A 24,739-nucleotide genomic window follows, 5' to 3' on the forward strand; every position below is an offset into this window, starting at 1 on the left:
ATCCGTATCTGCCATTAAACAATTTATTAATAACGTGCCAGCACATATACGTTTACAACGAACGATTGTATGTTAATGGTTTCATCCTCGTTATTCACCGCAAAATATAGTACTTTTGCGGACTCTTTTCGAACATTGAGGTTGTCGTTTTCAAACTATTGCTGTCAAAAATGCTATTAAGCGAACAGGAAATATTGCGCAGACAGAAGCGCGAAGAACTAATGCGGTTGGGCATTGAGCCTTATCCTGCCGAAGAATTTGTGGTTAACACGTACGCCGCAGACATTGTTAAGAACTACGAAAACAATAAAATAGATTATAAACACGTCACAATGGCCGGACGGCTGATGGGTTTCCGGATTATGGGAAGCGCTGCATTTGCCGAGTTTCAGGACAGCACCGGACGTGTGCAATTATATTTCCGCAGGGACGATCTTTGTCCCGGGGAAGACAAGACGCTTTATAACACGGTCTTTAAAAAACTGCTGGACATTGGCGATATCATTGGTGTTCAAGGCTTTGTGTTTACCACGCAAACCGGCGAAATATCTGTGCACGTTCAGGAGTTTAAGATTTTAAATAAATCACTTCGCCCGCTTCCCGTTGTAAAACGTGATGAAGATGGCAATATTCATGACGGTTTTACGGATCCGGAACTGCGCTATCGCCAGCGTTATGTGGATTTGATCGTGAATCCGGAAGTCCGTGAGATTTTTATCAAAAGAGCCCGGATCATTACGACCATGCGTTCGTATTTTGATTCAAAAGGCTGGCTCGAAGTGGAAACGCCTGTTTTGCAGAGCATTCACGGCGGTGCGGCTGCCAGGCCGTTTGAAACCCATCACAATTCTCTGGATATGAAACTGTTCCTGCGAATTGCGACGGAACTGCATTTGAAAAGATTGATAGTAGGCGGTTTTGAGGGGGTTTATGAATTTGGAAAGCTGTTCCGAAACGAAGGAATGGACCGGACGCACAACCCTGAGTTTACGACCGTTGAATTATATGTTGCTTACAAGGATTACCTGTGGATGATGCGCATGACCGAGCAGTTGCTCGAGCAAGTCGCCATTGCAGTTAACGGAACGCCTATTGCAAAATTCGGAGAAACAGAGCTGGATTTTACCGGCCCTTATCCTCGGTTGAGCATTACCGACGCCATCAAACAATACACGGGTCTGGATGTTGACGCACTCGATGAAAATGCGATCCGCGAGCAGTGCCGAGCGTGGGGAATGGAAGTGACGGAAAGCATGGGAAAGGGAAAGTTAATTGACGAGATTTTTGGCGAGAAAGTGGAAGAAAACATTATTCAGCCAACTTTCATCATTGATCACCCGGTTGAAATGTCGCCATTAACGAAAAAACACCGCACCAAAAAAGGCATGGTCGAGCGTTTTGAGCTGTTTGTAAATGGTCGAGAGATTGCCAATGCTTACTCTGAGCTGAATGATCCTTTGGAGCAGCGCGAGCGTTTTGAAGATCAGCTTAAACTGAAAGAACGCGGCGATGACGAAGCCATGGAAATGGACGATGATTTTCTGAGATCGCTTGAATACGGCATGCCGCCAAGTTCAGGAATCGGAATTGGTATTGACAGGCTTACGATGTTGCTGACCAATAATACGAGTATTCAGGAAGTGATTTTCTTCCCGCAAATGCGTCCTGAACGCAGGGTGGAAATGGCCAAAGAGCTGGATTACATCAATGCCGGAGTTCCGGCTGCGTGGGTTCCTGCGTTGCAAAAAATGAACATTCTTACGATTGAACAATTGAAAGCAGCTAATCCGAACAAGATATTTAACGATCTGGGGGGAATGCGCAAAAAGCTCAAAATCGAAGAGAAAATGCCTCTTTTGGACGACGTTAAGGCATGGATAGCCTAGTTTATAAATGAAAAATGCCGTCCTGATAGAACGGCATTTTTCATTTCCTGCAAAAAAAATACGATTATATCTTTTTTACCTGCACAGCGTTTAGTCCTTTTTTACCTTCAACGACTTCGTATTCCACTTGGTCATTTTCACGGATAGTAAGTCCTCCCAATCCTGTCACATGGACAAAGATGTCTCTGTTTGTGTCGTCTTCAACGATGAAGCCGTATCCCTTAGCTTCATTGAAAAATTTTACAGTACCTGTTGGCATAATGGTTGAATAAAAAAATTGAAATAAGGTGAAAATACAAAAGAATTGTAAGCGTTTCAATCAAAAGCCCAAAGTGCTTAACCAAATAAATTGAGGGAGGCTCAACGCATTGGTAAAAGAAACTTGGAATTTTTCATCAAGACATCTCGATTATAATGAACAACTTACAAAATCTTCAATCACAAAGAAACAAAAATTGTTTGTAAAACAATTTATTTGAATAAAGAATTTGAAAATTTACGAGTTAGCGGTATTTTGCCATTTCGCCTTGTTTTAGAGGAAATTTGGAACACTGAATTGTATATGCGGGTAAAAATCCTTAATTATGAAGTAATTATTGGAAAAAAGGTATGAGCAAACTTCGGTATTACGTTGAAGACCAGATATTTGGTGTATGCGCAAAATTGGGCGAAAAGCTTAATTTCCCGGCTAGCAGCGTCCGGTTATACTTTATATATGCCACTTTCATGACCTTCGGATCGCCCATTATTCTCTATCTGGTGCTTGCATTCTGGATGGAACTGCAAAAACACTGGCGCCGTCACAACAGTCCTACGATTTGGGAACTGTAGTTTTATTCATATTAATCCCGGTCAACTGACCAAAACGGTGCTTTCCCAGCACAAAATACTCCCACACAATGCTCCTGTAATAAAGCGGAGCGCGATATGAGGTTCTTTTTGTTGTTTTAATAAGCGAAGGAATCATCCTGTAAAAGGCGAAATGCGCTCTTATAATAGCAATAACGTCCGGCCACGCACCAGTCGCCATGAAACGTACGCTTGAAATTCCGTCTAATAATAACCTGATAAAGACCGTTTTCCATCTTCTGCCTTTGGGAAGATTTTTGAAAAGCATAATCAGGTTGTTTCGGTAATTCAGAAAAGTTTTTCTTGGATTGGACTTATGTAAAGTCCCGCCTCCTACATGATAAACCACTGATTTTCCGCAATATGTGATCCGATACTGCATATTCAGCAATCGCCAGCAAAGGTCGATTTCCTCCATATGCGCGAAAAACGATTCATCGAAACCCGCAGCACGATGGAAGGCGGATGCACGCACAAACAGACAAGCGCCCGTTGCCCAAAACACATCCTGCTCGTCATCAAACTGGCCCAAATCCTCTTCCCTTGTATCAAAAATGCGTCCTCTGCAAAACGGATAACCCAGATAATCCATATAGCCACCGGCTGCTCCTGCATATTCAAAGTGCGTTGGCAGGTCATAAGCACGGATTTTTGGCTGGCAGGCCGCAATTCTGTCATCAGAGTCCATAAAAGAAATCACAGGTTGAATCCAGTTCTCTGTGACCTCAATATCGGAGTTCAGTAAAATGTAGTAATCTGATGTAATGCGCTGTAAAGCATCATTATAGCCCCCCGCGTAACCTTTATTTTCGGAGATTGTCAGCGTGTTCAATTCGGGATATACTGCGTTCAACCAATCGAGCGACTGGTCCGTGGACGCGTTGTCAGCTATCCAAACTGCATAGCCTTCTGAATACTTTAAGACGTTGGGGAGGAATTTTTCGAGGTGGTGTCTGCCGTTATAATTCAGGATGACAATCGCAACAGTCGGAGCCATTAATGATGTGGTTATTTCATAAACCCTCCCAGGTCAAGTCCTGGAATGTTAGGAAGCACACCATCCGTTGCTTTCTGCAAGTGCTCTTTAATTTTTGGTTCAATGTCGTCCAATGCTTTGTTGACTGCAGCAACAATCAGATCCTGCAACATTTCCTTGTCATCGGGATTAACAAGGTCCTTATCAATATCCAAGCCAATTAATGCTTTTTGTCCGTTTACTGTCGCTTTCACCATTCCGCCGCCCGACTCAGCAACCTGAGTAATGGTAACCAATGAATCCTGCGCTTCTTTCATGCGAGACTGAAGGTCTTTCATTTTGCCCATGAGCCCCATCATATCCGCCATATTACCAAACATATTCGTATTAATTAAGTTATGCTATTTATAAAACTATTTTACCGGAAATGGTTCCTATCGTAAAAGCATAAATGTACCACTTTTTTCAACAGTTTGATTGATGTCGTCCACGAAAGTCATTTTGTAAACATACGATCCTACGGGTGCATTTGCCCCGTTAATCGTTCCATCCCAGCCAGTTGCGATATCTTCGGAATGAAAAATAACCTCGCCCCAGCGGTTCATAACAGAGAAGTTAAACGACTGAAGCTGGTTAGATTTGGCTTCAAGAATATCATTGTAACCATCGCCATTCGGGCTGAACGCCTGCGGGACAAAAACGCCCGCACTTCTTTTGTAGTTAATGATGTTCGACAAGCTTTCGAACCCGCCCGGAGTAGAATTTGCCCGAACCTGAAAGTTATACTCCAGATCGCTCTGTGCATTCACCTTAATGGTATAATTTGAATTCATTTGAACCGGAATCACTTCCTCGGCAGTGCTGGATCCGGCCTGGATAACATCATAACTGGAAGCGCCCGCGAGGATTGGCAATTCAGTTGTCCAGTTAAGTGTAGTCAGATTTTTTGTCAGCAAAATCGTGCACATTGGCTCCGAAGAAGGGACTTTTTGTCCGCAGGAATTCGTATAACTTATCTTATAACAGTAAGATAGCTCATTCGTTTTTACGTCCGGATCAGAATACTCACTTTGATTAAAAAGTGTAATTATTTTCTTGAACAATGTTGCACCTGCCTCCGCTTTTTCAATAGTAAGGTCATAAGTGCTGTTTGGTCCGGCACCCGGAACATTTGCTTTGATGGTTACCGAACGGTCGCCGTCAACAGTAACTGCCGCATCCTTAATAGGCTTGGGGGAAGCAATTTCAGCCTTTACACCAACCGGAGCGGATGTTGAAGTTACGTCCTTGATCTTGGCAACAACCTGATATTCCGAAAAGCTGCCGCATTGAACATCCTCGTCTGTATAAGTAATGTCATTTATGGAAGTGAAGGTTTTAATGACCGTTCCATCCCGCAAAAGGTCGTACGATGTGAAGTCAGCTGCATCCGGATATTTGCTCCAAGTAAGGATATTTTGTCCGTCTTCTGACCGACCAGTTAACGTCATGCTGCTATAAACAGGGCTGTCGTTTTTACCGGAACACAAATCCTCCGAAGACAATTTCACCTGATACACCTGGCTTGTAGCCATATTTTTCACATCAAAGGGCTGTAAACCGCCGGATGACCTTCTTCCGGCCACAGTATAGTTCGAACCATTGGTGCTGTAACTGATGTCCGTATAAACACCACTTATGCCCTGATAATTGATCCTGAGTGTGCCATCACCCCTCATTTCAACTGACTTTATTGCAATGTCATTTAGCTGAGCCTGTTGAAAAGTAATGGGAAGCGAAGTGGCGCGGCCTTCTGCGCATCCTTTTCCAACATATAATCCGGTTAACAAAGCCGTTGGGCTACTACTAACATCTGCATAATTGTGCTCGATCACCAATGGACTTCCTTTCTTCCAGATCTCTGTCTTTCCGTCGCCCCATTCAATTTTCACCTCATCGTAGGCTTTCAGGATCGCATCGTCAATTAAACTCAGAAAGATTTTTCCGCCACCGCATGAAGAATACTGAGGCGTAATTACTCGCGTTTCAAACACCTGGACAGTTTTACAAGCGTAAAATTGGCCTGATGATAATGCACCTTGCTGTAAAACTGTATATAACCCAGGAAGTGAGTATGTGAAAACAGGGCCTGGTGCGATTTGTGGAGATCTGCCGTTGAAATTAGCATCGTAGCCTACCAAAATCGGATTCGGGACGGTGTTCGTAACCCGGATCGTCATGGGCGCACAACCTTCTGTTTTATCAATTGTGAAACCTCCCCCACCGCGGTCGCAGAGTCCCTGGGCCTGTAGTGTTTTGCTGAAAAAAATTAAAATAGAGAAAAGGGATAGTAATGTTAATCTCATAAGTGTGCAATATTAAGACATGACCTTTTAAAAGACCTCATACCGACATGGAGCGATATGAACTATTGATGGTTGTAACAGCGTTACAAAAATAATTTATTTCAAAATGAGAATGGCTCTTAAATATTAAACGGGATTGCATTGAAAGTATTATTCTGATTCACAAGCCATTAGAAAAATCCTATCGGATCAATAAAAAACTCCCATTTCTCGAAATTTGCTGGCCCGAAGCGTCCGTCATCTCGATTTTATACAAATAATATCCACCTGGTGCCTTCTCGTTTTTGATATTTCCATCCCAACTTTCTGAACTGTCTTCTGTTTGGAAAACCACTTCGCCCCAGCGTGTGAAGACCGACATATTAAATGTAGATACAAAATAAGCTTTCACTTCAAACCGCTCATTATAAGCATCCCCATTGGGTGTAAACGCATCCGGGATCAGGACAATGGGATCTCTTCGCAATGATAACACATTGGAATAACTCAGCATATTTCCGTCGGTTGACTGGGCTTTAACCTGAAATGAAAATGCAGATTGTGACCCTATATCGAGCAAATGGCTGGTTTCCAACTGTTTCGGAATTTCGTCCTGAACCGTGCCTGCATCATCCATCTGAATTATATTATATGATGCAACGCCAGCCGTAAAAGGAGAATTAGCATTCCAAAGGACATCCGTAACCCGGTTTTGCAGGAGGATCGAACAAACTGGCGCGCTGAACGCCGGCGCTCTCAAGTTACAGGCGTTTTCATATGTAAACCGATAGCAATACGAGCTCTCAGAAGTGTTCACATCCACATCATCGAACAGCAAACTTTGGTTGTCCGGCTGGGAAATCTGTTGAAAATCTTGGCTTCCCAATGCTGCCCGTTCAACGATCAGGTCGTAACTGCTGGTAAGACCTTCGCCGCTTAATGCAACTTGAGTTGTAATCGTATGGTCGTCTTTAACGGTTACACTTGCAGTAGTAATCGTTTCGGGAGACGAGCTTTTTGGGGCAATGCTGAAAGGCGTGGAATAGGACCGGACGTCCTTTTCAATGATCGCAACGATCTCGTATTGATAGGTAGTCCCGCATTTTACATCGGTATCAAGATAAGAAAGTTGGTCGGAAGATGTAAAAATAACAGATCCATCGCGCTTTAACTGATATTGCAAAAGATTGTCGGTGTTGGGATAATGTTCCCAGGACACAGAAATGATCTCATCCAGCGAAACGGCCCCTTCTTTAAGCACGAGGCTGCTTACCACCGGACTGTCGATCAAATTTTCACAAAAGTTTTTTGAGGACAACTTAAAACGGTAAATCTGCTGTGGATTAAGGCCTGTAACGGTCGCTGACTGAGCGCCATCGGACTGGCCGCCCTTGCCCGTCGTAACAAATTGTCCATCCCCTTTATCAATCCAAATTTCTGTTGAAATCCCCTCCATTCCGTCATAAAGGATCTTTGCTTCACCGGAAGGAAGCATTTCCACGCTTCTTATCCTGATTTTCGCGAGGGATTGCGGCGCAGTCTGTTTGGTTAATGTGGTTTTCAAGCTTTGCGTACAAGCGCCGGTGGCATATTTGCCCTGAACCGTTATCGCGGGAAAATTTCCGCCCGACGCATATTTATGATCGTAGAAAAGCGCACCGCCGTTTTTGATGTTAACCGATTGATTTACCCCATCACCCCAAGTAATGTCAATAGCATCATAAGCCAGCGAAATGCTGTCACTAATGATCGTAAGCCTCACACGGCCATTGGCACAAGTCATCAATTCAGCCTTTGGAGCGCGGTTTTCTTTCACGATAACATCCTTGCATAAACTGAAACCGGCCACATCTTTTATGCTGCCATATTGCAAAATGGTATAAGTTCCGGGCAGATTGTATACATGTGAAAGTTCAAAAGACCGGTCCTTTTCCTCTGGTGGAGCTGTGCTGTTTTTGTTGAAATCGTAAGCGTAAGTGACATTTTCCGCATTAACCATCTGATCTGTAATGTTCACTGTCAGTGGTGCGCAGCCTTCGGTAGGTGTTACCAGAAATTTACCGGTAGTGCCGCAGAAGCTTTGTCCGAAAACATTTTTATCAACAAACAAAAATGCGCTTAACAGGAACAATAACAGTAGATTAATCTTCATAGATGAGTAAAATTATCTCAGAATGACGGGCTGGATAGTTCCTGCAGATCATTGAAACGGATAAGCTAAAAGCTTTGTTAAGATGCAATGGAGGTTCAAAAATAGAACTTTTCAACATTAAGAATGTACCTTTGCAGAGTAAAAACGAGTTTTTGTTTAAAACTATTTTTCGTCAACCTGATTAATGAATAATAATAGCATTCCAATAGTTCTGGATTCCATAGATGAGGCCATAGAGGCTATAAAAAGAGGGGAAATGATCATTGTCGTAGATGATGAAGATCGTGAAAATGAAGGCGACTTTATTTGTGCAGCCGAGCTCATAACCCCTGAAATTGTCAATTTTATGGCCCGCGAAGGCCGTGGTTTGATCTGCGTTCCCATTACCGAAGAGCGCTGTGCAGAACTGAACCTCGAAATGATGGTGGGTACTAACACAGCCCTGCACGAAACAGCATTCACTGTGTCAGTTGACTTACTTGGTCACGGCTGTACGACAGGAATTTCTGCCAGCGACCGTTCAAAAACCATTAAAGCACTTGTCGACGCGGACACACTGCCAGAAGATCTGGGACGCCCTGGCCATATTTTTCCCTTGAAGGCAAAAAAAGGCGGCGTTTTGAGAAGAACGGGCCACACAGAAGCTGCAATCGATTTTCCAAGATTGGCAGGATTATCTCCTGCGGGCGTTTTGGTAGAGATTTTGAACGAAGACGGCTCCATGGCCAGACTTCCTCAATTGCGCGAAATTGCCAATCGGTTTAACCTTAAACTGGTTAGTATCAAGGACCTCATCGAGTACAGACTTCAAAAAGAATCCCTCATAAAGCGCGAAATCGGTGTAGATATGCCGACCAAATGGGGCCATTTTGACCTGATCGCCTATCGTCAGATTAACACGGGCGATCTGCACCTCGCATTGGTGAAAGGAACCTGGGAAAAGGATGAGCCTGTGCTTGTGCGTGTACATTCATCCTGCGTTACCGGCGATATCTTTGGCTCGTGCCGTTGTGATTGCGGCCCACAGTTGCATGCCGCCATGGAAATGGTGGATAAAGCAGGGAAGGGAGTGATCGTGTACATGAACCAGGAAGGACGTGGAATCGGGCTTTTAAATAAATTAAAGGCTTATAAGCTGCAAGAAATGGGTCGCGATACGGTTGAAGCCAATCTGGAACTTGGTTTCCCGATGGATGACCGCGACTATGGCGTTGGCGCTCAGATCCTGCGTGATCTGGAAGTGACCAAACTACGTCTTATCACCAATAATCCTAAGAAACGGGCTGGACTAATCGGTTATGGCCTTGAAATCGTTGATTCCGTGACTGTTGAAATTCCTTCCAATCCGCACAATGAGAAATATCTCTTGACCAAAAGAGATAAAATGGGTCATAATCTGAGCAACCTGACAATGCCGGTAAATAAAGGATGACGAATGTTCAAATTGTAAAGACTGAGGGCGACATGGAAAAGTGTCGCAGGGCCATTCAGGCTTTAAGGCCCCAGCTGGGGGATGACATTTATCTGGAAGCGGTGAAAAAGACGCTTGCAGATAACCGTCAAATTATATTTATTGAAGAAAACGGTGAGGCTGCTGCAGTTGCGGTTTTTGAAACCGGATACAACCTTTTTAGGGGAAATTATATTTATATTGACGATCTTTCTACTTTGCCCGAACAACGTGGCAAAGGATATGCAGGCATCTTGATCGACTGGATTCTGGATTATGCCAAGAAAGAGGGTTATGCCCAGGTTCATCTGGACTCCGGCGTGTCTGAGGCGCGTACCAATGCGCACAGGCTTTATCTGAACAAGCGGTTCCAGGTCACAAGCCTGCATTTTGTTACCAATATCTGATTTCCTTAAGATTTGATCTAAAATTTATACTAAGAGCGAAAGTATTTTATGAATATTAATCAGGTTTTTGAAGCATTCGACACGTTGCGTGTACTGGTTATCGGAGATGTCATGCTGGACTCATATGTCTGGGGAAAAGTGGAAAGAATCTCGCCGGAAGCTCCGGTTCCAGTGGTTAATGTTCAAACCCGTGAGTATCGCCTGGGTGGTGCCGGCAATGTGCTCTTAAATGTACAATCCCTTGGCGCAGAAGCCATTATATGTTCGGTTATTGGAACCGATAGTTCGGGAGATTTGCTTCAAAGCAGCTTGAAAGACAAAGGGCTGAACTGCGAAGGCTTAATTCGCAGCGAAAGCCGGATAACCACCATTAAGGAACGCATTATCGCTGGTTCGCAACAAGTTGTCCGTATTGATACGGAAACAGATAAGCCTGTTTCACAAATTGAAACAGAGCAATTGATTGCGAAAGCGAAAGAGCTCATCCCGAGCTGTAATGTGATTATTTTTGAGGATTATGACAAAGGTGTGCTCACTCCCGAGTCTATTTCCGAGATCACTGCGTTTGCCAACGAGCACAATGTTCCAACTGTTGTGGATCCCAAGAAACGCAATTTTCTCGCTTACAATAACACCACATTATTTAAGCCCAACCTGAAAGAACTGCGCGAAGGTTTAAAAATTGAGTTCGATGTGGACAACCCGGATGAACTTCGCGGCGCTGTACAACATTTAAAAGAGGCCCTGAATGTCAGAGGTGCCTTGATTACACTTTCGGAGCGCGGCGTTATCATTGATTTTCAGGATGAAGTGCACAAGTTACCTGCGCATATCAGACAAATTGCGGATGTTTCCGGCGCTGGCGACACGGTTATCAGCATTGCGGCTTGCTGTGTTGCGTTGGGTTTGCCACCCAAAATGATTGCTGCCGTTTCTAATCTGGGTGGAGGTTTGGTTTGCGAGCTCGTTGGCGTGGTGCCAATTGATAAGGAATTATTAAAAACCGAAGCGCTCAACTTGATTATCGCACCAGCTTACTAACAAGTCATTTTCGTTCGTTCGCATTTTAAGCACAGGCTTACCAGTTGATCCCTGACTGGCCCAACCCCATTCTTCTTGTAAATTTGGATGAAAGCTTGGACCTGCTGGTAATGTAACGCACGCTTGCGCCAATGTAAGGAGTCGTTGCTGGCGTGTAAGATGTAAGGTTTTCCCGGGCGCTGTTGAATGTTTTGATCTGCCGAAAAGTGCTTACCCCTGCTTCCAAAGACACATTAATAGCCGTAAATAAATGCGCATTAGCGGAAATCCCCGTCTTGATCTGACGATAATTTTCTCTCCTAAGCATCTTTTCCTCAGGCATTTGTATTTGAAAACCGCCGCTATAACCACTCAATCCAGCCAGCAAATCCACATTAAACCATTTTGTCGCTTTGTAATTTGCATTAGCCATAAAAGGCAGCAATGCGGATACCCGCCAATGTCTTCCTAATCCCTTATTTACCCCAAAAACAGGCACAAAACGCAGTTTTTGATTGTAAGCCAAAACGGAGCCATACAAAATCTGAGTCCGCAAACCGAGAATGTGCATCCGCGCCGCGCCGCCCCAAAAGAAGGGCTGCGGACTGAAAAAAGTCTCATTCGTCTCCGTCATGCCCAAACCGCCTCCATAAACCCAAAGCCGGTCCTTAATGCTGGCTTGAAGCCTGATCACACCCAATGAAAGCGTTTTATATCCGTTTTCCGGGCTGTTCTTTCCATCTACGGTTGGCTGGATCTGATTATATTGGGCCAGCATAACCGTATGCACTGCCCGCAGGTCAAACTTTTTTCTTAAACTATAACCCAGTTGCACCTCGCTGTGAATAGGTATAATCCCCAAAAAACCAGTCCTTGTCACACCATAATCCTGCGTTCCGTTCATGCTGGAAGGCACGGCGTAGTCTGCTTTTAATGTTAAATTGGGATAAAAAAGGCGGCTAAGCGAGAAATGCTGGGCTTGCGCGGCACTGAAAAACAGGAGAAGCGAACAGGTTAGCAGACTTCGGGAATGGATCATGCGGAAAAGTCGGGGTGGCTGATTTTGGCAAATAACGTGAAAAGGCAGAGGCTATTGTATTTAAGAAAAGATCGGAAGGGAACATTGATAGTACAATTCTTGTGAAAGCGGGTAATAACGGTCACGATTTGTCTTAACTAAAAAACAATGTGCATGCATCCTGATATGAAAACAACATTACTTTTCTTATTCATTTTGTTATCCAATGTTGCCATGGCGCAAATTGCTGAAACCTACGCTGAAAAACTGGGTTACCCAAAAGGGAAAAAAGTGTTGATCATCCATGTGGATGATGTGGGCATGTCATATGAATCAAATCAGGGTGCGATCAAGGCGATTCGGAATGGTATTGCCAATTCGCTGAGCGTAATGATGCCTTGCGGTTGGGTGCCCGGTTTTGTTAATTATTGGAAGGAAAACAAGGATCTGGATGCCGGCCTTCACCTTACAATGACTTCGGAATGGAAAGACTACCGCTGGGGACCCCTTGCCGGGAAGCCGAATGTAAAAGGGCTTGTTGATCCCGAAGGTGCGATGTGGCGAAGCGTGGCGGATGTGATCAAAAATGCATCGGCCGACGAGGTGGAAACGGAAATCCGGGCGCAGCTGGATCGTGCGCGGGCAATGGGTTTTGAGCCTACGCACATGGATTCTCACATGGGGACGCTCTTTGCAACCAACGAGTTTCTGGAACGCTACCTGAAAGTGGGTATGCAGGAAAAAATTCCGGTTATGTTCCCGGGTGGGCACAATACGGCCATTCAGGCTGAGGAAAAAATGATCGCAGAGCGATTTCAGATGACGCAAACCATTGGAAAACAACTCTGGGACGCCGGACTCCCTGTGCTCGATGATCTGGAAAATACAAGTTATGGCTGGAAAGGACCGGAAAATGGAGACAAATCAGAAAAAGCTCTGCAAAAGTATAAGACTGAAAAGTACATTAATGCCATCAAAGCGCTTAAACCGGGCCTGACAATGGTCATTATGCATTGCACCATCCACTCGGAAGTTTTTCCACATATTTCCGATTCAGCGATAACGCGCGAAGGCGATTATCTGGCAATGATTGATCCCGAATTGAAAAAATACATTGAAAAAGAAAGCATCATTCTTACCACCTGGCGAGAAGCAATGCAGCGGCGGCAAAAAGTGAAATGATTGGGAATTGGCAATTATTCTTCAATCCCAATATGTGCATACACGATTTTATAGAAATCTGGCGGCAGGAACGGCTTTACAAGATAATCGCTGAAACCGCTGGCCAATGCTCGTTCGCGCTCGTCCTGAAATGCGGATGCAGTAAGCGCCACAATAGGAATTTGCGGATCGCGCTCGCGGATCAAACGGGTTGCTTCAAAGCCATCCATAACCGGCATTCGCAAGTCCATAAAAATGAGGTCAAACTGGTCTGAAAAATATTTTTCTACGGCTTGTTTACCATCCGACGCCAGATCGTAGGGTATGCTCTTTCTTTTCAAAAGGTTGGTAGCGAAAATCAAATTCGTAGCATTGTCATCCACAACAAGCACTTTGGCAGTTGTGTTTAGTGTTGGTGTCAACATCTTTTCGGGCTTCGCAGGACCTTTTACGATAGCTGAATAGGGCAGCGCGATTTTAAATGAAAATACAGATCCTTCCCCGAGTTTGCTGGCAAGCATAAGTTCACCCCCAAACAAACGGACCAATTCCCGGGAAATGGCCAGCCCCAGCCCTGTCCCGCCATCCTGCCTTTTAACCAGGCTCCTTACTTGCGTAAATATTTCAAAAACGTTAGCTTGCTGATCTTCCGAAATGCCTATTCCTGTGTCGGAAACAGCAAATTCAAGCTTAATGATGCCATTATTAGTACGCTCCAGTTCTGTTACCGAAAATCGGACAAAGCCAGAATCAGTGAACTTAATGGCATTATGAATAAGATTTGTGATCACCTGGCTCAACCGGACCTGGTCGCCGCGGAGCTGCGGGAGATTAGGGGACAAATCGGCTGTCAGTTCGAGACCTTTCTCGCGTGCTCTTGGCAGGAAACTATTGTAAAGGTTTTTAAAGAGGTCTTCAATATCGAATGTGGCATGATGGAGCTTAACGTGGTTAGAATTAATCTTGTTGAAATCTAAAATGTCATTCACAACCGCCATTAAATGAATGGACGAGAATTTCAATGTTTCTATCAGCTCCATTTCCTCCTCACTCCGCGATTTATTCTCTTCCAAAAGATGTACAATGCCCACAATGCCATTGAGCGGCGTTCTGATCTCGTGGCTCATCGTAGACAGGAATTCTGATTTTGCCAATGTGGCGTCTTCCGCAATTTGCTTCTGCCTTTCCAGCAGATCATTTTGCTCGGCCAGGGAAAACAGATAGAAAAATTCGTGCTTGTTCCGGCTTTCATGAAAATACATCATGAAGGGAAACAACATTTGTCCAAGAAAGAAAAATAATCCTCCCTGACTGAAAAAGTTAAACAAATAATCGGGATGGCGGTAATATAATGCTGTTGGAAAAATGGTCAGGACAAACAATGTCAGGATAATGCTGTAATGTACAGGCCAGCGGAGCACGAAAAACGAGAACATGAGGCCAAGCGTCATGTTGAGGCTGGCACGGTCGTATGAGGCATGCGGCACTTCGGCCAGAATGTAAGCATGCACGGGCACCAACGCCAAATTTGCGTAGAATGATGCTTTCTGGGCGCTGAGCTTACCGCCAAAATGAAGAATAAGCAAAAACAGGGTGATTCCGCTCAAAACCAGTTCCGCAGCTAAAACTTCGGGAAATGCCGGATCATCACGCAGAAAATAGAGGATGGATGTAGCAGGATAACCAACCAGATAGGCAACACAAAAAATAATGTTGCCCCACCTCGACTTCAACTCACTCTCCTTTTTCCATAGTTCGTTGAACTCGTCAGTATAAGTAGTATTATTCAAGAAAGAGCAATTTAAATGCGCTGATAATAAGGTTGAGTCTGTCTTTATGACAATTATTCAAATTTACATAAATAGCAAAAAATAAGGGCATCCAAATTAATGAATACCCTTATTTAAAGTAATAACTTATCTAATGCTTACAAATCAATCGCTTCACCGTAAGCTGCTTCTGTTGCACCTTTCAATGCCTCAGACATGGTTGGGTGCGGGTGGATCGCGCGCATGATCTCGTGAGATGTAGTTTCCAATTTACGGGCTACAACCACCTCTGCGATCATTTCCGTAACATTCGCTCCAATCATGTGAGCGCCAAGGAACTCGCCGTATTTGGCATCAAAAATCACTTTTACAAAACCATCGGTAACCCCGGCTCCAACAGCCTTACCAGACGCTTTGAAAGGAAATTTACCCACTTTAATGTCATATCCGGCTTCTTTTGCTTTCTTTTCTGTGAATCCGACAGATGCAATTTCAGGCTGGCAGTAAGTACATCCCGGAATGTTTCCGTAGTCCAATGCTTCTGTTTTATGTCCTGCAATTTTCTCTGCGCAGATAATTCCCTCAGCAGTAGCAACGTGTGCCAAAGCAGGGCCAGGCGTACAGTCACCGATCGCATAAAATCCTGGAACGCTGGTTTCATACCATTCGTTTACCGTGATTTTACCCTTATCTGTTTTGATTCCTGTTTCTTCAAGACCAATGTTTTCAAGGTTTGCAACGATTCCGGCAGCCGAGAGAACCACATCCACTTCAAAGGATTTTTGTCCATCCGGAGTCTTAACAGAAACCTTGCAACCGTTTCCTGAAACATCAACCGTTTCAACAGTCGAGTTAACGTAAGTTTCGATGCCCAGCTTCTTATATTGCTTTGCGATTTCTTTTGAAATATCCTCGTCTTCAACAGGAACAAGATTTGGCAGGAATTCAACAACAGTCACTTTCGTCCCCATTGAAGCATATACGTAAGCGAATTCCATTCCAATCGCACCCGATCCAACCACCAACATGGAAGCTGGCTGCTTTTCAAGGCTCATGGCTTTGCGGTATTCAATTACTTTCTGACCGTCGATTTTGATATTCGGCAATTCACGGGCACGTGCGCCGGTTGCGATGATAACGCCTTTTCCAGCTGTGTAATCCGTTGTTTTACCGTCTTTGTCTGTAACTGCAACTGTTTTCTGTCCTTTTACTTTGCCAGTTCCCATGAGGACGTCGATCTTGTTCTTTTTCATTAAAAAAGAAACGCCTTTGCTCATGGTATCTGCAACGCCACGGCTACGCTGGATCACTGCACCAAAATCAGCAGCAGACTCACCAACATTGATCCCGTAATCTTTTGCATGCTTAATGTATTCAAAAACCTGGGCACTTTTCAAAAGTGCTTTGGTAGGAATGCAGCCCCAGTTAAGGCATATTCCACCTAAACTTTCCTTTTCAACAATTGCTACTTTAAGTCCTAATTGGGAAGCGCGAATGGCTGCGGGATAACCTCCCGGGCCGCTGCCAATTACTATCACATCATATGCTTGAGCCATTTTCTGGTATTTTTATTGTACGAAATGGGTTGACAAAAATTTCCTGCAAAGTTAAGACGATTTGCCGGAAAGACTACATGTACAACACCTCGTATTTGCCATGAAACTGAGGGTTATTGCTAATTGTTGTAGCTTTGTTGCCCGCGGCCTGGCATTGTCAGTCTGAGCGGACCGGGCCGCCGGGCGGCCGAAGACGCGTTACTTGCGAGTGACATGCCTTCGTCTCCGCTCAGGCTGACAAGTAAGGTGACACCCAGGCAACATTTTTTCAACTTAAATTCAAAAAATTCAAATGACTGCAGAGCAATTGAAAGACTTGAAGGCCCGTGTAGAGGCTTTGGGGAGGTATCTTTGACTACGATAACCGAAAAAAACAACTAGAAGATCTTGAACAGCAGACCGTTCAACCGGAGTTCTGGAACGATTCAGAACGCGCCGAAAAAACAATGCGGGAGATCCGCGGATTAAAATTCTGGACAAACGGATATGAAGAATTGTCGCGCCTGCGTGATGATCTCGACACGATCTGGGAGTTCTACGAAGCTGATGAAGCGACGGAAGAAGAAGTTGACGAGGAAGGCGAAAAGCTATCCAACAAGCTGGAAGAAGTCGAATTCCGGAAAATGATGGGTGAAGAAGGCGACGAACTGCCGGCTGTTATTGAGATCAATGCAGGCGCTGGCGGAACCGAGTCGCAGGACTGGGCATCCATGCTCATGCGCATGTACATTATGTGGGCTGAGAAAAATGGTTACAAAGTCCGGGAAGTGGATTTGCAGGATGGCGATGTCGCTGGCGTTAAATCAGTTACATTGGAAATCGACGGCGAATATGCTTACGGAAATTTGAAATCGGAAAATGGTGTCCACAGGCTTGTCCGCATCTCGCCATTTGATTCCAATGCAAGAAGGCATACTTCATTCACGTCAGTTTATGTTTATCCGCTGGCTGATGACAACATTGAAATTGATGTTAACCTTGCGGACATTACCTGGGATACGTATCGTTCCGGTGGGGCGGGTGGCCAGAATGTAAACAAGGTGGAAACCGCAGTACGTTTGCACCATAAGCCATCCGGAATTATCATTGCCTGTCAGCAGGAACGGTCGCAGCTAATGAATAAAGAAGTGGCGATCAGGCTTTTAAAGTCACGGCTTTATCAAATTGAGTTGGAAAAACGGAATTCTGCCCGTGCAGAAGTGGAAGCATCCAAACGAAAAATCGAATGGGGCTCGCAGATCCGCAGTTACGTGCTCGACGACCGCCGCGTCAAAGACCACAGAACCGATCACCAGACATCCAATACAGATGCAGTCTTAAATGGTGAAATCAACGATTTTATCAAAGCTTATCTGATGGAATCGTAAGATTTGGATATTTATAAAACCTCCTGGCAATGTCCTCGTTAATGGATATGCTTGGAGGTTTTTTTAACTTGCCTGCATTGTCAAGACATCAAATGTATCCTACGATCCACTACCAAAAACTCGGTCACGGCCCGAAAACCTTACTAGCATTCCACGGCATTGGCCAAGATGGAGCAAGTTGTTTCCAGCCTTTTGAAGCTCATTTAGGTGGCATTTACACAACTTATGCCTTTGATTTATTTTTTCATGGAAAGAGTAATTTTTCAAAAGCTGAAGTGGTAACCAAGGAACTTTGGCAAAATCTTGTTCACGAATTTCTTGTAAAGAATAACATTCAAAAATTCGACGTCGCCGGTTTTAGTATGGGAGGCAGGTTTGCCTTGGCTACACTGGAATTGTTTGCTGACAACATTGAGAATGTCTTCCTAATTGCCCCTGACGGTGTTTCGGAGCATCCGCTTTATGGAATTGCAACTCGTTTTTGGCCGGCTAGGCAGCTTTTCCAATGGTCTATGCGAAAGCCTGAACCATTTTTTGCTGTGGTAAATGCCCTGAAACAAGCGGATTTACTTAATTCCAGTCTGCACAGATTCGTCGAGCAAGTACTTAATACGCCTGAAAAAAGGCAGATAATATATAATTCCTGGGTTAACTTCCGGGATCTCAGGTTTGACATTACGGCTTTACATCAGTTAGCGGTCGCTAAAAACATTCGGATTTACCTTTTTATGGGTGAGTTTGACACACTATTGAAACCCACTCATGTCAGAAAACTGGCGGCACTTCTTCCGTCTGATCAATATATTATCTTAAAAAGCGGCCATACGAAGCTGGTGGAGCATGCGGCTTCGTGGATTTGTGCTTTATTTAAGTAAATTGAGCAATCTTAATCCGTTATATGCAGCAAGTTTTACCAAAAAATGATACAAACTGGCGCCTCAAGGCCATTATGGGCGGCTCGGCCGGAAATTTAGTTGAATGGTATGACTGGTATGCTTACTCTGCATTCTCCCTCTATTTTGCCAACACTTTTTTCCCGGATTCCAATCCAACCGTCCAGCTCATCAATACAGCTGGAATATTCGCTGTAGGTTTTTTAATGCGGCCGATCGGAGGATATATTTTTGGCAAACTGGCGGATACAAAAGGGCGGAAAGAGGCGATGACATTGTCCGTTTTGCTAATGTCATTTGGCTCGTTACTCATTGCATTTCTGCCTGGTTACAACAGCATTGGAATCGCTGCTCCTATTTTTCTCCTCATTGCCAGACTTTTACAAGGACTCAGCGTGGGCGGCGAATATGGCACTTCTGCTACATATCTGAGCGAGGTTGCAACCAAGGAGAGAAGGGGATTCTATTCGAGTTTCCAATATGTAACATTAATTGGCGGCCAGTTGCTTGCACTAGGATTACAGCTTATCCTCCAAAATATTTTCCTGACCGATCAGCAAATGCACGATTGGGGATGGCGGATCCCGTTCGTATTCGGGGCAATTTTATCATTGGTTGCGCTTTATTTAAGAACGCATTTAAATGAAACAGAAGCTTTCGTAACTAAAGACGCAGCGGTTAAAAAAGAAGGCTCAATGAAAGAGCTTCTGAAACATCCGAGAGCAATAATGGTCGTAATCGGGCTGACGATGGGTGGGACGCTTGCATTTTACACCTATACAACCTACATGCAGAAGTTCCTGGTGAACACGGTGGGTTTAACAAAATACCAATCTACAATCCTCACCTTTTGCTCTTTACTGATCTTCGCCTGCCTGCAACCCGTTTTCGGTGCTATCAGCGACAAAGTGGGCCGGAGACCATTGCTTATCGCATTTGGCGTGCTCGGAACGATCTTTACTTACCCGCTTTTGAGCACATTAAGCCATACTACGAACATGTGGGCAGCTTTTGGTTTGTTAATGGCGGCGTTGATCATTGTCAGTGGCTACACATCCATCAATGCAGTCGTGAAAGCCGAGCTGTTTCCTGTTGAAGTGCGGGCGCTTGGTGTAGGGCTTCCCTATTCGATTACGGTTGCAATATTTGGCGGAACAGCTGAATATTTTGCGCTTTGGGCAAAGAACCTGGGCCACGAAAGTTACTATTACTGGTATGTCACGGCCTGCATATTTATCTCGCTCATTATTTATTTTAAAATGAAGGATACAAAGCACACTTCTCTTATTGATTAAGCTCTTGGAAAAGATAAATTATCTCTTGACATAATCCATTCAAATATATAACTTTCTGAAAACCAAAACTTTTAGAAGTTATGAACATGATGAATCGAATCGAGCATTGGGGCGATACGCATCATCCGGCCTGGCTGGATATAGTTCGCATTGCTTTGGGAGTGTTTCTATTTGTTAAAGGCATCAGCTTTATCAGCGACACCACGCGCTTGTCGAAGCTAGTAACCGGGCTTGATCTTCATTTGTATACGGTTGCATCCGTGCATTACGTAGCTTTCGCGCATATTTTTGGTGGATTTCTGATCGCCCTTGGGTGCTTAACACGCATATCGGCGATCATCCAGATTCCTATTCTGCTTGTCGCCGTATTTTTCGTCAATTTCCGGACAGGGTTCTCGTACTTGAACTCCGAACTATGGCTTTCCATGATCACATTGATCCTGGTTATCACATTCGCCATTGTAGGTTCCGGTCGGTTTTCAATGGACGAATGGATGAAAAATCACGACAACTAGTCCTCAGATAAGCTCGGGTGCGGTTTTATACAAATATTTTCTTTTGTATTCCAATGGTGTCATATCGGTCACTTTTTTGAAATGCCGGTAAAAATTGGAAACATTATTAAAGCCGCACTCAAAGCAAATCACTTCCGTCGCTAATTTATCCTCAATTAAGAACCGGCATGCCTGGCTAATGCGGATTTCCACGAGAAAGTCGTTGTATGTTTTCTTTGTCATCAACTTGAAATACCGGCAAAAGGAAGTTATACCGAGATTTGCAATGGAGGCCACGTCTTGCAGGGAAATGTCGTTTCTGTAATTTGACAGCGTATAGGCGTATATTTTGTTCAATCGCAGCGTTTCGGAATCGTTGGATTTGTAGAATGCATGTGCTGATGCAATAGTTTCCAGATCGCTGGCTTCCGCAAGAATTTTTAGAATGGAAAGCAATGCGATTAAACGGTCGAGGTTTTGCGCGTTCACAGCTGCTTTCATTAATGGAATAATTCCCTCTTTTGCTTTACCTTTTATCAAAAGTCCCCGCCGGGCTTTCTCATAAAGTTTGGGAATCTGATAGGCTTCCGGCAAAAGCAGCAGCTCGCTTCCGAGGCAATTAGGCAAAAAGTGAATGATGATCACCTCCACCGCCGTGTTACTTGTGCCTTCCTCCACGCGCCATGTATGCGGCAGATTTTCACCCAATAGGATCAATTCTCCGTCCGAAAAATTACTGATATTATCGCCAATAAACCGCACTCCTGCGCCCTTAATCAGATAATGCAGCTCTAATTCAGGATGATAATGCCATACTGTGCCGAAGCCGGAGTCTTTGTCGTGACGGATACTAAAAGAAGTCCGGGATGCAATCGGAACTTTGTGAAAATGCGGTTTCATTTTTAAATTTCATTTCGACAACATTTCATTGCCAACGTTCAATTTAAAAAGAAAATTATTGCAATATCTATCTACGTTTGTTCCAAAAACTTTGAAATAGTTATATAAAATCCAGCAATCGTTTTAGTTTATCAAAAGTTACTTTTTTAAGTAAACTTCAAAGTCGCTGATTATCGCTAAATGAATTGATCTTGTTCAAAAACATTTCCTTAGACGCCGGGTCTTTGTACCGGTTCATCTGACCAAAGATCTCGCTTTTCAGATTCAGGAATAGATAAGCCTGAAAATTGTCCTCCGTCTCAATGTCAACACGTTCGTCCCAGATCTTCGCAAAAACACTCTCCGTAATCGTTTCAGCCTCTTTCTCATCTTTCAAAAGCACCGCACAAAACTTCACTGCGGGAAAATAAAAGTATGAGCAAAGTTGCGTGAAAGCAGCCTCATCTCCTTGTTTGATTTGATAAAGAATTTGTTGATTTGGAAAATTCATAGCTTTAATCGTAAGGGTAGAAATGGCTTTTACCTAACCAGATTCTTTTTAAAAATGCTCGTAATGCCCAATTCAGTCTGGATCCGATCAACATTTTCCAGCAGCTGATCCATTTGATCCTGCAACTCAGGGGTCAAAGCGTCAACCGCTCTTCTTGTGTAAGTGGAAATCGGGAAACCGCGGCGTTTAAGGCTGTACTTAGCAATTGTCGGGTAAGCTGAATGGACAATTTCCATAGAGTCTTCAAGAAATTGCTGCACCTCGGCAAGTTCGTTTTCAACTTCCGAGTCATTGTAATGATCACAGATCCAAACCACAAGCTCAGGAAAAATATTTCCCTGGATACAGGATAAACCAGCCGCGCCAGCACGTAGCGACGACACCGCATTAACCATATATGCGTCGTAAAGTCCAAACTTATGCCCCTTCGCAACAGCGATGCGACGCTTCACTTCATCCAAATCCAGACTGGTGTCTTTATGATAAACAATCCGGCCGGTTGCCATCAATGTTTGCAATATTTCACTGTTAATCAGTCTTTTATAAGGAACCGGACATTCATATAATCCCAGAGGAATATGATCTGTCAGCGAGATCAATTCTAGGACACGATCTGTAAATACTTCATCTGTTTCTGTTTCCGCGGCCATAAGACCGGTAATCACAATAACAGCCTGCACACCGGTGTCGTATATACGTTTAGTAAATGCTGCCTGTTCAGCAACACTGCCTGGAAATGTTCCGGTCGCAACCACCGGCACCCGGCCCGCAACCTGATCCACAACCGTCTGTGTCACATCCAGGCGCTCCTGCTCGGATAATTCGAACATTTCACTGGACAAGCAATTAGCAAATAAGCCTGTTGCACCGGCTTCCAGATAAAAGTCGGTTAATGCTCTTAATCCGACATAATCTACTGCTCCTGATTTCAGAAACGGGGTTAACATAACGGGAATAAATCCTTGGGGCAAAGAGTTAGAGGAGGGTGTTGCGTAGTTCATTTTCGATCGTGTCAGAGTTATATGCTATTAGTGTTTGTGTGCCAGAACTTCTTCTTCTGGCTGTGTTTTGCCTTTTAATCTCGTTAAGAGCATACCTGTCAAAAATATAGTGAGCGTGCCTACGACCATGATCATGTTCTGGTGCAGCGGATTGCGCAGATATTCATATTTGTCGGGAAGTTGCGAAGAAAACGTCATCCATATTATGACTACAATCCCGATTAATGTCGCAGTTAATGCTTCCGTGTTTTTGGTTGATCTGGAAACAATGCCTAATAAAAACAACCCGAGCATTCCACCTGCAAAAATTCCTGAAAGCATCCACCACACATCCAGCACACTTTTGACGCCGATCATCGCAATTCCAGTGATCATTCCCAGCAGTCCGAAAACCGTTGTTGCAATGTACAGGAGCGTCATTGACTCTTTTTGAGAGAGGTTTGATTTAATATATTTTTGATAAATATCAACAGAGAAAACTGTCGCAGAAGCATTCATACCCGAACTGATCGTGCTCATGGCAGCAGACATGATTGCGGCAATAATAAGCCCCAGCAAGCCCACAGGCACTTTTGTTACCATAAAATGCGGCATTACCTTATCCCCGTAATCGGCCGGCGTTAATGTGGAAGCCAATTGAGAAATAGCTTGTGACGAGCCGTTGGGCAGTCTTTCCGTTGCCACTTGCATTCTTACAATGTTCAGCAGCTCGGGATTGCTTTGGTAATAGGCGTAAAGGCAGGACCCAAGTAAAAAGAATATCAGCGAAACAGGCAAATAGAGATAAACACAGAGCCAAACCGAGCTGGCTGCCTCTTTGATCGACGAAGTTGTATGATAGCGCTGAACGTAATTCTGGTCCATGCCGAAGTTGTTCAGGTTCATGAAAAACCCATATAACAAAACGACCCAAAAAGACGCCTCCGTAAAATCCGGTGCAAAACTGCCCAGGCTGAATTTGTCATTTGCCTTGCCAATTTCCATGATCTTCGGAAAACCACCTTCCATACCCGATATAACCAGGTAAAGAATCACGAATGCACCCACCGTCTTGATCACACCCTGCACAACCTCCGTCCAAATAACCGCCTCCATTCCGCCCATCACCGTATACAGCACAATGCAAATTCCCACAACGATCATAATGGTTGACATGGGGTAGCCCGTAAGCGCTTGAAGGCTTAACGCAATTCCAAAAAAGATAGAACCCATTCTTGCCAATTGTGTAAGCAGGAAGCAAACTACGGCGTAAGATCTCGCCCACGGACCAAACCGCTCTTCCAAATGCGTGTAAGCAGAAACGGCTCCGGTGTTTCTGTAAAAAGGAATGAAAAATTTGGTAGCGACCCAGGCAGCGAATGGCATTGATAAACTGAAAACAAACGAATTCCAGTTGCTTCCATAGGCCTTTCCGGGAACGCCGAGGAATGTGTTGCTGCTTAAAAAAGTGGCATAAATCGAGATCCCGATGGCCCAGCCGGGGATTTTTCCCGATGCTTTCGTAAACTGATCCGCATTGGTATTATTTCTTGAAAAATAAATGCCGACACCAACCATCCCAACCAGATAGGCAATAACGATAACCAGATCGACGAAGGGTAAGGATTTCATTAAACTTTTCGGACAATTATAACTTTACCACAAAGAAACAGGATCAAACCACTGCATTTGTATGGTTTTATATCCTTTTATTGTACGATATTACCAAAGGAGGCACACTATCAAAAATTT

22 protein-coding genes are annotated in these 24,739 nt (G+C 44.2%); 10 read left to right on the plus strand and 12 right to left on the minus strand.

Annotated features, from left to right (window positions below; translation table 11 throughout):
- Positions 1–170: 170 nt before the first annotated feature.
- Entirely contained in the window at positions 171–1,886 is a 1,716-nt protein-coding gene (gene lysS, locus B5X68_RS24435; protein WP_082217381.1) for a lysine--tRNA ligase, read from the plus strand.
- A gap of 64 nt (positions 1,887–1,950) precedes the next feature.
- Here lysS and B5X68_RS24440 read toward each other — a convergent pair whose 3' ends face one another.
- Positions 1,951–2,145 carry a cold-shock protein gene (locus B5X68_RS24440; RefSeq protein WP_026629450.1) on the minus strand — a complete coding sequence of 65 codons (195 nt, stop codon included), beginning with the start codon at positions 2,143–2,145 and terminating at the stop codon, positions 1,951–1,953.
- A gap of 350 nt (positions 2,146–2,495) precedes the next feature.
- On the opposite strand from B5X68_RS24440, the gene B5X68_RS24445 reads away from it, so the two are divergent.
- Complete coding sequence (locus tag B5X68_RS24445) at positions 2,496–2,717, plus strand: PspC domain-containing protein (RefSeq protein WP_082217382.1); 222 nt, start codon at positions 2,496–2,498, stop codon at positions 2,715–2,717.
- On the opposite strand, the gene B5X68_RS24450 is transcribed toward B5X68_RS24445, so the two are convergent.
- From B5X68_RS24450 to B5X68_RS24465, 4 genes are all read right to left on the minus strand, one after another.
- Complete coding sequence (locus B5X68_RS24450; protein WP_082217383.1) at positions 2,698–3,732, minus strand: glycosyltransferase family 2 protein; 1,035 nt, start codon at positions 3,730–3,732, stop codon at positions 2,698–2,700. The two genes, B5X68_RS24445 and B5X68_RS24450, sit on opposite strands and share 20 nt — an antisense overlap.
- A gap of 11 nt (positions 3,733–3,743) precedes the next feature.
- Positions 3,744–4,091, minus strand: a complete 348-nt coding sequence (locus B5X68_RS24455; RefSeq protein WP_082217384.1) for a YbaB/EbfC family nucleoid-associated protein — start codon at positions 4,089–4,091, stop codon at positions 3,744–3,746.
- Positions 4,092–4,145: 54 nt separating this feature from the next.
- Positions 4,146–6,056: a T9SS type B sorting domain-containing protein gene (locus tag B5X68_RS24460; protein WP_229208552.1), complete on the minus strand. Its 1,911-nt coding sequence runs from the start codon at positions 6,054–6,056 to the stop codon at positions 4,146–4,148.
- 181 nt (positions 6,057–6,237) lie between these two features.
- The gene (locus B5X68_RS24465; protein ID WP_082217385.1) at positions 6,238–8,187 is read right to left on the minus strand and encodes a T9SS type B sorting domain-containing protein; all 1,950 of its coding nucleotides are present in this window, start codon (positions 8,185–8,187) and stop codon (positions 6,238–6,240) included.
- A gap of 184 nt (positions 8,188–8,371) precedes the next feature.
- Here B5X68_RS24465 and B5X68_RS24470 point away from each other — a divergent pair, with 184 nt between their 5' ends.
- Genes B5X68_RS24470 through B5X68_RS24480 form a run of 3 tightly spaced genes read left to right on the plus strand, consistent with a single transcriptional unit; the run spans position 8,372 to position 11,085 of the window.
- Positions 8,372–9,619: a bifunctional 3,4-dihydroxy-2-butanone-4-phosphate synthase/GTP cyclohydrolase II gene (locus tag B5X68_RS24470; RefSeq protein WP_082217386.1), complete on the plus strand. Its 1,248-nt coding sequence runs from the start codon at positions 8,372–8,374 to the stop codon at positions 9,617–9,619.
- 32 nt (positions 9,620–9,651) lie between these two features.
- Complete coding sequence (locus tag B5X68_RS24475) at positions 9,652–10,044, plus strand: GNAT family N-acetyltransferase (RefSeq protein WP_229208553.1); 393 nt, start codon at positions 9,652–9,654, stop codon at positions 10,042–10,044.
- A gap of 48 nt (positions 10,045–10,092) precedes the next feature.
- Positions 10,093–11,085 carry a bifunctional heptose 7-phosphate kinase/heptose 1-phosphate adenyltransferase gene (locus B5X68_RS24480; RefSeq protein ID WP_082217388.1) on the plus strand — a complete coding sequence of 331 codons (993 nt, stop codon included), beginning with the start codon at positions 10,093–10,095 and terminating at the stop codon, positions 11,083–11,085.
- A gap of 37 nt (positions 11,086–11,122) precedes the next feature.
- Here the strand turns inward: B5X68_RS24480 and B5X68_RS24485 are convergent, their stop codons facing one another.
- On the minus strand, positions 11,123–12,103 hold the full coding sequence (locus B5X68_RS24485) for a hypothetical protein (RefSeq protein WP_082217389.1): 981 nt from the start codon (positions 12,101–12,103) through the stop codon (positions 11,123–11,125).
- A gap of 165 nt (positions 12,104–12,268) precedes the next feature.
- Here B5X68_RS24485 and B5X68_RS24490 point away from each other — a divergent pair, with 165 nt between their 5' ends.
- The gene (locus B5X68_RS24490; RefSeq protein ID WP_082217435.1) at positions 12,269–13,264 is read left to right on the plus strand and encodes a polysaccharide deacetylase family protein; all 996 of its coding nucleotides are present in this window, start codon (positions 12,269–12,271) and stop codon (positions 13,262–13,264) included.
- 14 nt (positions 13,265–13,278) lie between these two features.
- Here the strand turns inward: B5X68_RS24490 and B5X68_RS24495 are convergent, their stop codons facing one another.
- Both B5X68_RS24495 and lpdA read right to left on the minus strand, forming a co-directional pair.
- The gene (locus B5X68_RS24495; protein WP_082217390.1) at positions 13,279–15,033 is read right to left on the minus strand and encodes a response regulator; all 1,755 of its coding nucleotides are present in this window, start codon (positions 15,031–15,033) and stop codon (positions 13,279–13,281) included.
- A gap of 137 nt (positions 15,034–15,170) precedes the next feature.
- Entirely contained in the window at positions 15,171–16,568 is a 1,398-nt protein-coding gene (lpdA, locus tag B5X68_RS24500) for a dihydrolipoyl dehydrogenase (RefSeq protein WP_082217391.1), read from the minus strand.
- Positions 16,569–16,860: 292 nt separating this feature from the next.
- On the opposite strand from lpdA, the gene prfB reads away from it, so the two are divergent.
- From prfB to B5X68_RS24520, 4 genes are all read left to right on the plus strand, one after another.
- Positions 16,861–17,935 (plus strand): peptide chain release factor 2 gene (prfB, locus tag B5X68_RS24505; protein WP_141110403.1). Its coding sequence is split into 2 segments (ribosomal slippage): positions 16,861–16,920 and positions 16,922–17,935, totalling 1,074 coding nucleotides; the frame shifts between segments, so codons are not numbered across the junction.
- A 41-nt stretch (positions 17,936–17,976) separates the two neighbouring features.
- Complete coding sequence (locus B5X68_RS24510; protein ID WP_229208554.1) at positions 17,977–18,810, plus strand: alpha/beta fold hydrolase; 834 nt, start codon at positions 17,977–17,979, stop codon at positions 18,808–18,810.
- Between the two features lie 23 nt (positions 18,811–18,833).
- Positions 18,834–20,123: an MFS transporter gene (locus B5X68_RS24515; RefSeq protein ID WP_082217392.1), complete on the plus strand. Its 1,290-nt coding sequence runs from the start codon at positions 18,834–18,836 to the stop codon at positions 20,121–20,123.
- A gap of 80 nt (positions 20,124–20,203) precedes the next feature.
- Positions 20,204–20,638 (plus strand): DoxX family protein, encoded by a 435-nt coding sequence (locus tag B5X68_RS24520; RefSeq protein ID WP_082217393.1) that lies wholly within the window; start codon positions 20,204–20,206, stop codon positions 20,636–20,638.
- A 3-nt stretch (positions 20,639–20,641) separates the two neighbouring features.
- On the opposite strand, the gene B5X68_RS24525 is transcribed toward B5X68_RS24520, so the two are convergent.
- The 4 genes from B5X68_RS24525 to B5X68_RS24540 form a co-directional block, all read right to left on the minus strand.
- Positions 20,642–21,517: an AraC family transcriptional regulator gene (locus B5X68_RS24525; RefSeq protein WP_082217394.1), complete on the minus strand. Its 876-nt coding sequence runs from the start codon at positions 21,515–21,517 to the stop codon at positions 20,642–20,644.
- Between the two features lie 157 nt (positions 21,518–21,674).
- The gene (locus B5X68_RS24530; RefSeq protein ID WP_082217395.1) at positions 21,675–22,007 is read right to left on the minus strand and encodes an RNA polymerase sigma factor; all 333 of its coding nucleotides are present in this window, start codon (positions 22,005–22,007) and stop codon (positions 21,675–21,677) included.
- Between the two features lie 29 nt (positions 22,008–22,036).
- Positions 22,037–23,008 (minus strand): dihydrodipicolinate synthase family protein, encoded by a 972-nt coding sequence (locus B5X68_RS24535; RefSeq protein WP_082217396.1) that lies wholly within the window; start codon positions 23,006–23,008, stop codon positions 22,037–22,039.
- A 27-nt stretch (positions 23,009–23,035) separates the two neighbouring features.
- A complete protein-coding gene (locus B5X68_RS24540) occupies positions 23,036–24,619 on the minus strand; it encodes a sodium:solute symporter family protein (RefSeq protein ID WP_082217397.1) in 1,584 nt (527 codons plus the stop codon).
- Between the last annotated feature and the right edge of the window lie 120 nt (positions 24,620–24,739).

It is taken from the genome of Dyadobacter psychrophilus (assembly GCF_900167945.1).
GTDB lineage: Bacteria > Bacteroidota > Bacteroidia > Cytophagales > Spirosomataceae > Dyadobacter > Dyadobacter psychrophilus.

Excerpts from the sequence above, each read along its gene's own strand:
- lysS (WP_082217381.1), top strand. The coding sequence starts at position 171 with ATGCTATTAAGCGAACAGGAAATATTGCGCAGACAGAAGCGCGAAGAA.
- B5X68_RS24440 (WP_026629450.1), bottom strand. The coding sequence starts at position 2,145 with ATGCCAACAGGTACTGTAAAATTTTTCAATGAAGCTAAGGGATACGGC.
- B5X68_RS24445 (WP_082217382.1), top strand. The coding sequence starts at position 2,496 with ATGAGCAAACTTCGGTATTACGTTGAAGACCAGATATTTGGTGTATGC.
- B5X68_RS24450 (WP_082217383.1), bottom strand. The coding sequence starts at position 3,732 with ATGGCTCCGACTGTTGCGATTGTCATCCTGAATTATAACGGCAGACAC.
- B5X68_RS24455 (WP_082217384.1), bottom strand. The coding sequence starts at position 4,091 with ATGTTTGGTAATATGGCGGATATGATGGGGCTCATGGGCAAAATGAAA.
- B5X68_RS24460 (WP_229208552.1), bottom strand. The coding sequence starts at position 6,056 with ATGAGATTAACATTACTATCCCTTTTCTCTATTTTAATTTTTTTCAGC.
- B5X68_RS24465 (WP_082217385.1), bottom strand. The coding sequence starts at position 8,187 with ATGAAGATTAATCTACTGTTATTGTTCCTGTTAAGCGCATTTTTGTTT.
- B5X68_RS24470 (WP_082217386.1), top strand. The coding sequence starts at position 8,372 with ATGAATAATAATAGCATTCCAATAGTTCTGGATTCCATAGATGAGGCC.
- B5X68_RS24475 (WP_229208553.1), top strand. The coding sequence starts at position 9,652 with ATGGAAAAGTGTCGCAGGGCCATTCAGGCTTTAAGGCCCCAGCTGGGG.
- B5X68_RS24480 (WP_082217388.1), top strand. The coding sequence starts at position 10,093 with ATGAATATTAATCAGGTTTTTGAAGCATTCGACACGTTGCGTGTACTG.
- B5X68_RS24485 (WP_082217389.1), bottom strand. The coding sequence starts at position 12,103 with ATGATCCATTCCCGAAGTCTGCTAACCTGTTCGCTTCTCCTGTTTTTC.
- B5X68_RS24490 (WP_082217435.1), top strand. The coding sequence starts at position 12,269 with ATGAAAACAACATTACTTTTCTTATTCATTTTGTTATCCAATGTTGCC.
- lpdA (WP_082217391.1), bottom strand. The coding sequence starts at position 16,568 with ATGGCTCAAGCATATGATGTGATAGTAATTGGCAGCGGCCCGGGAGGT.
- B5X68_RS24510 (WP_229208554.1), top strand. The coding sequence starts at position 17,977 with ATGGATATGCTTGGAGGTTTTTTTAACTTGCCTGCATTGTCAAGACAT.
- B5X68_RS24515 (WP_082217392.1), top strand. The coding sequence starts at position 18,834 with ATGCAGCAAGTTTTACCAAAAAATGATACAAACTGGCGCCTCAAGGCC.
- B5X68_RS24520 (WP_082217393.1), top strand. The coding sequence starts at position 20,204 with ATGAACATGATGAATCGAATCGAGCATTGGGGCGATACGCATCATCCG.
- B5X68_RS24525 (WP_082217394.1), bottom strand. The coding sequence starts at position 21,517 with ATGAAACCGCATTTTCACAAAGTTCCGATTGCATCCCGGACTTCTTTT.
- B5X68_RS24530 (WP_082217395.1), bottom strand. The coding sequence starts at position 22,007 with ATGAATTTTCCAAATCAACAAATTCTTTATCAAATCAAACAAGGAGAT.
- B5X68_RS24535 (WP_082217396.1), bottom strand. The coding sequence starts at position 23,008 with ATGAACTACGCAACACCCTCCTCTAACTCTTTGCCCCAAGGATTTATT.
- B5X68_RS24540 (WP_082217397.1), bottom strand. The coding sequence starts at position 24,619 with ATGAAATCCTTACCCTTCGTCGATCTGGTTATCGTTATTGCCTATCTG.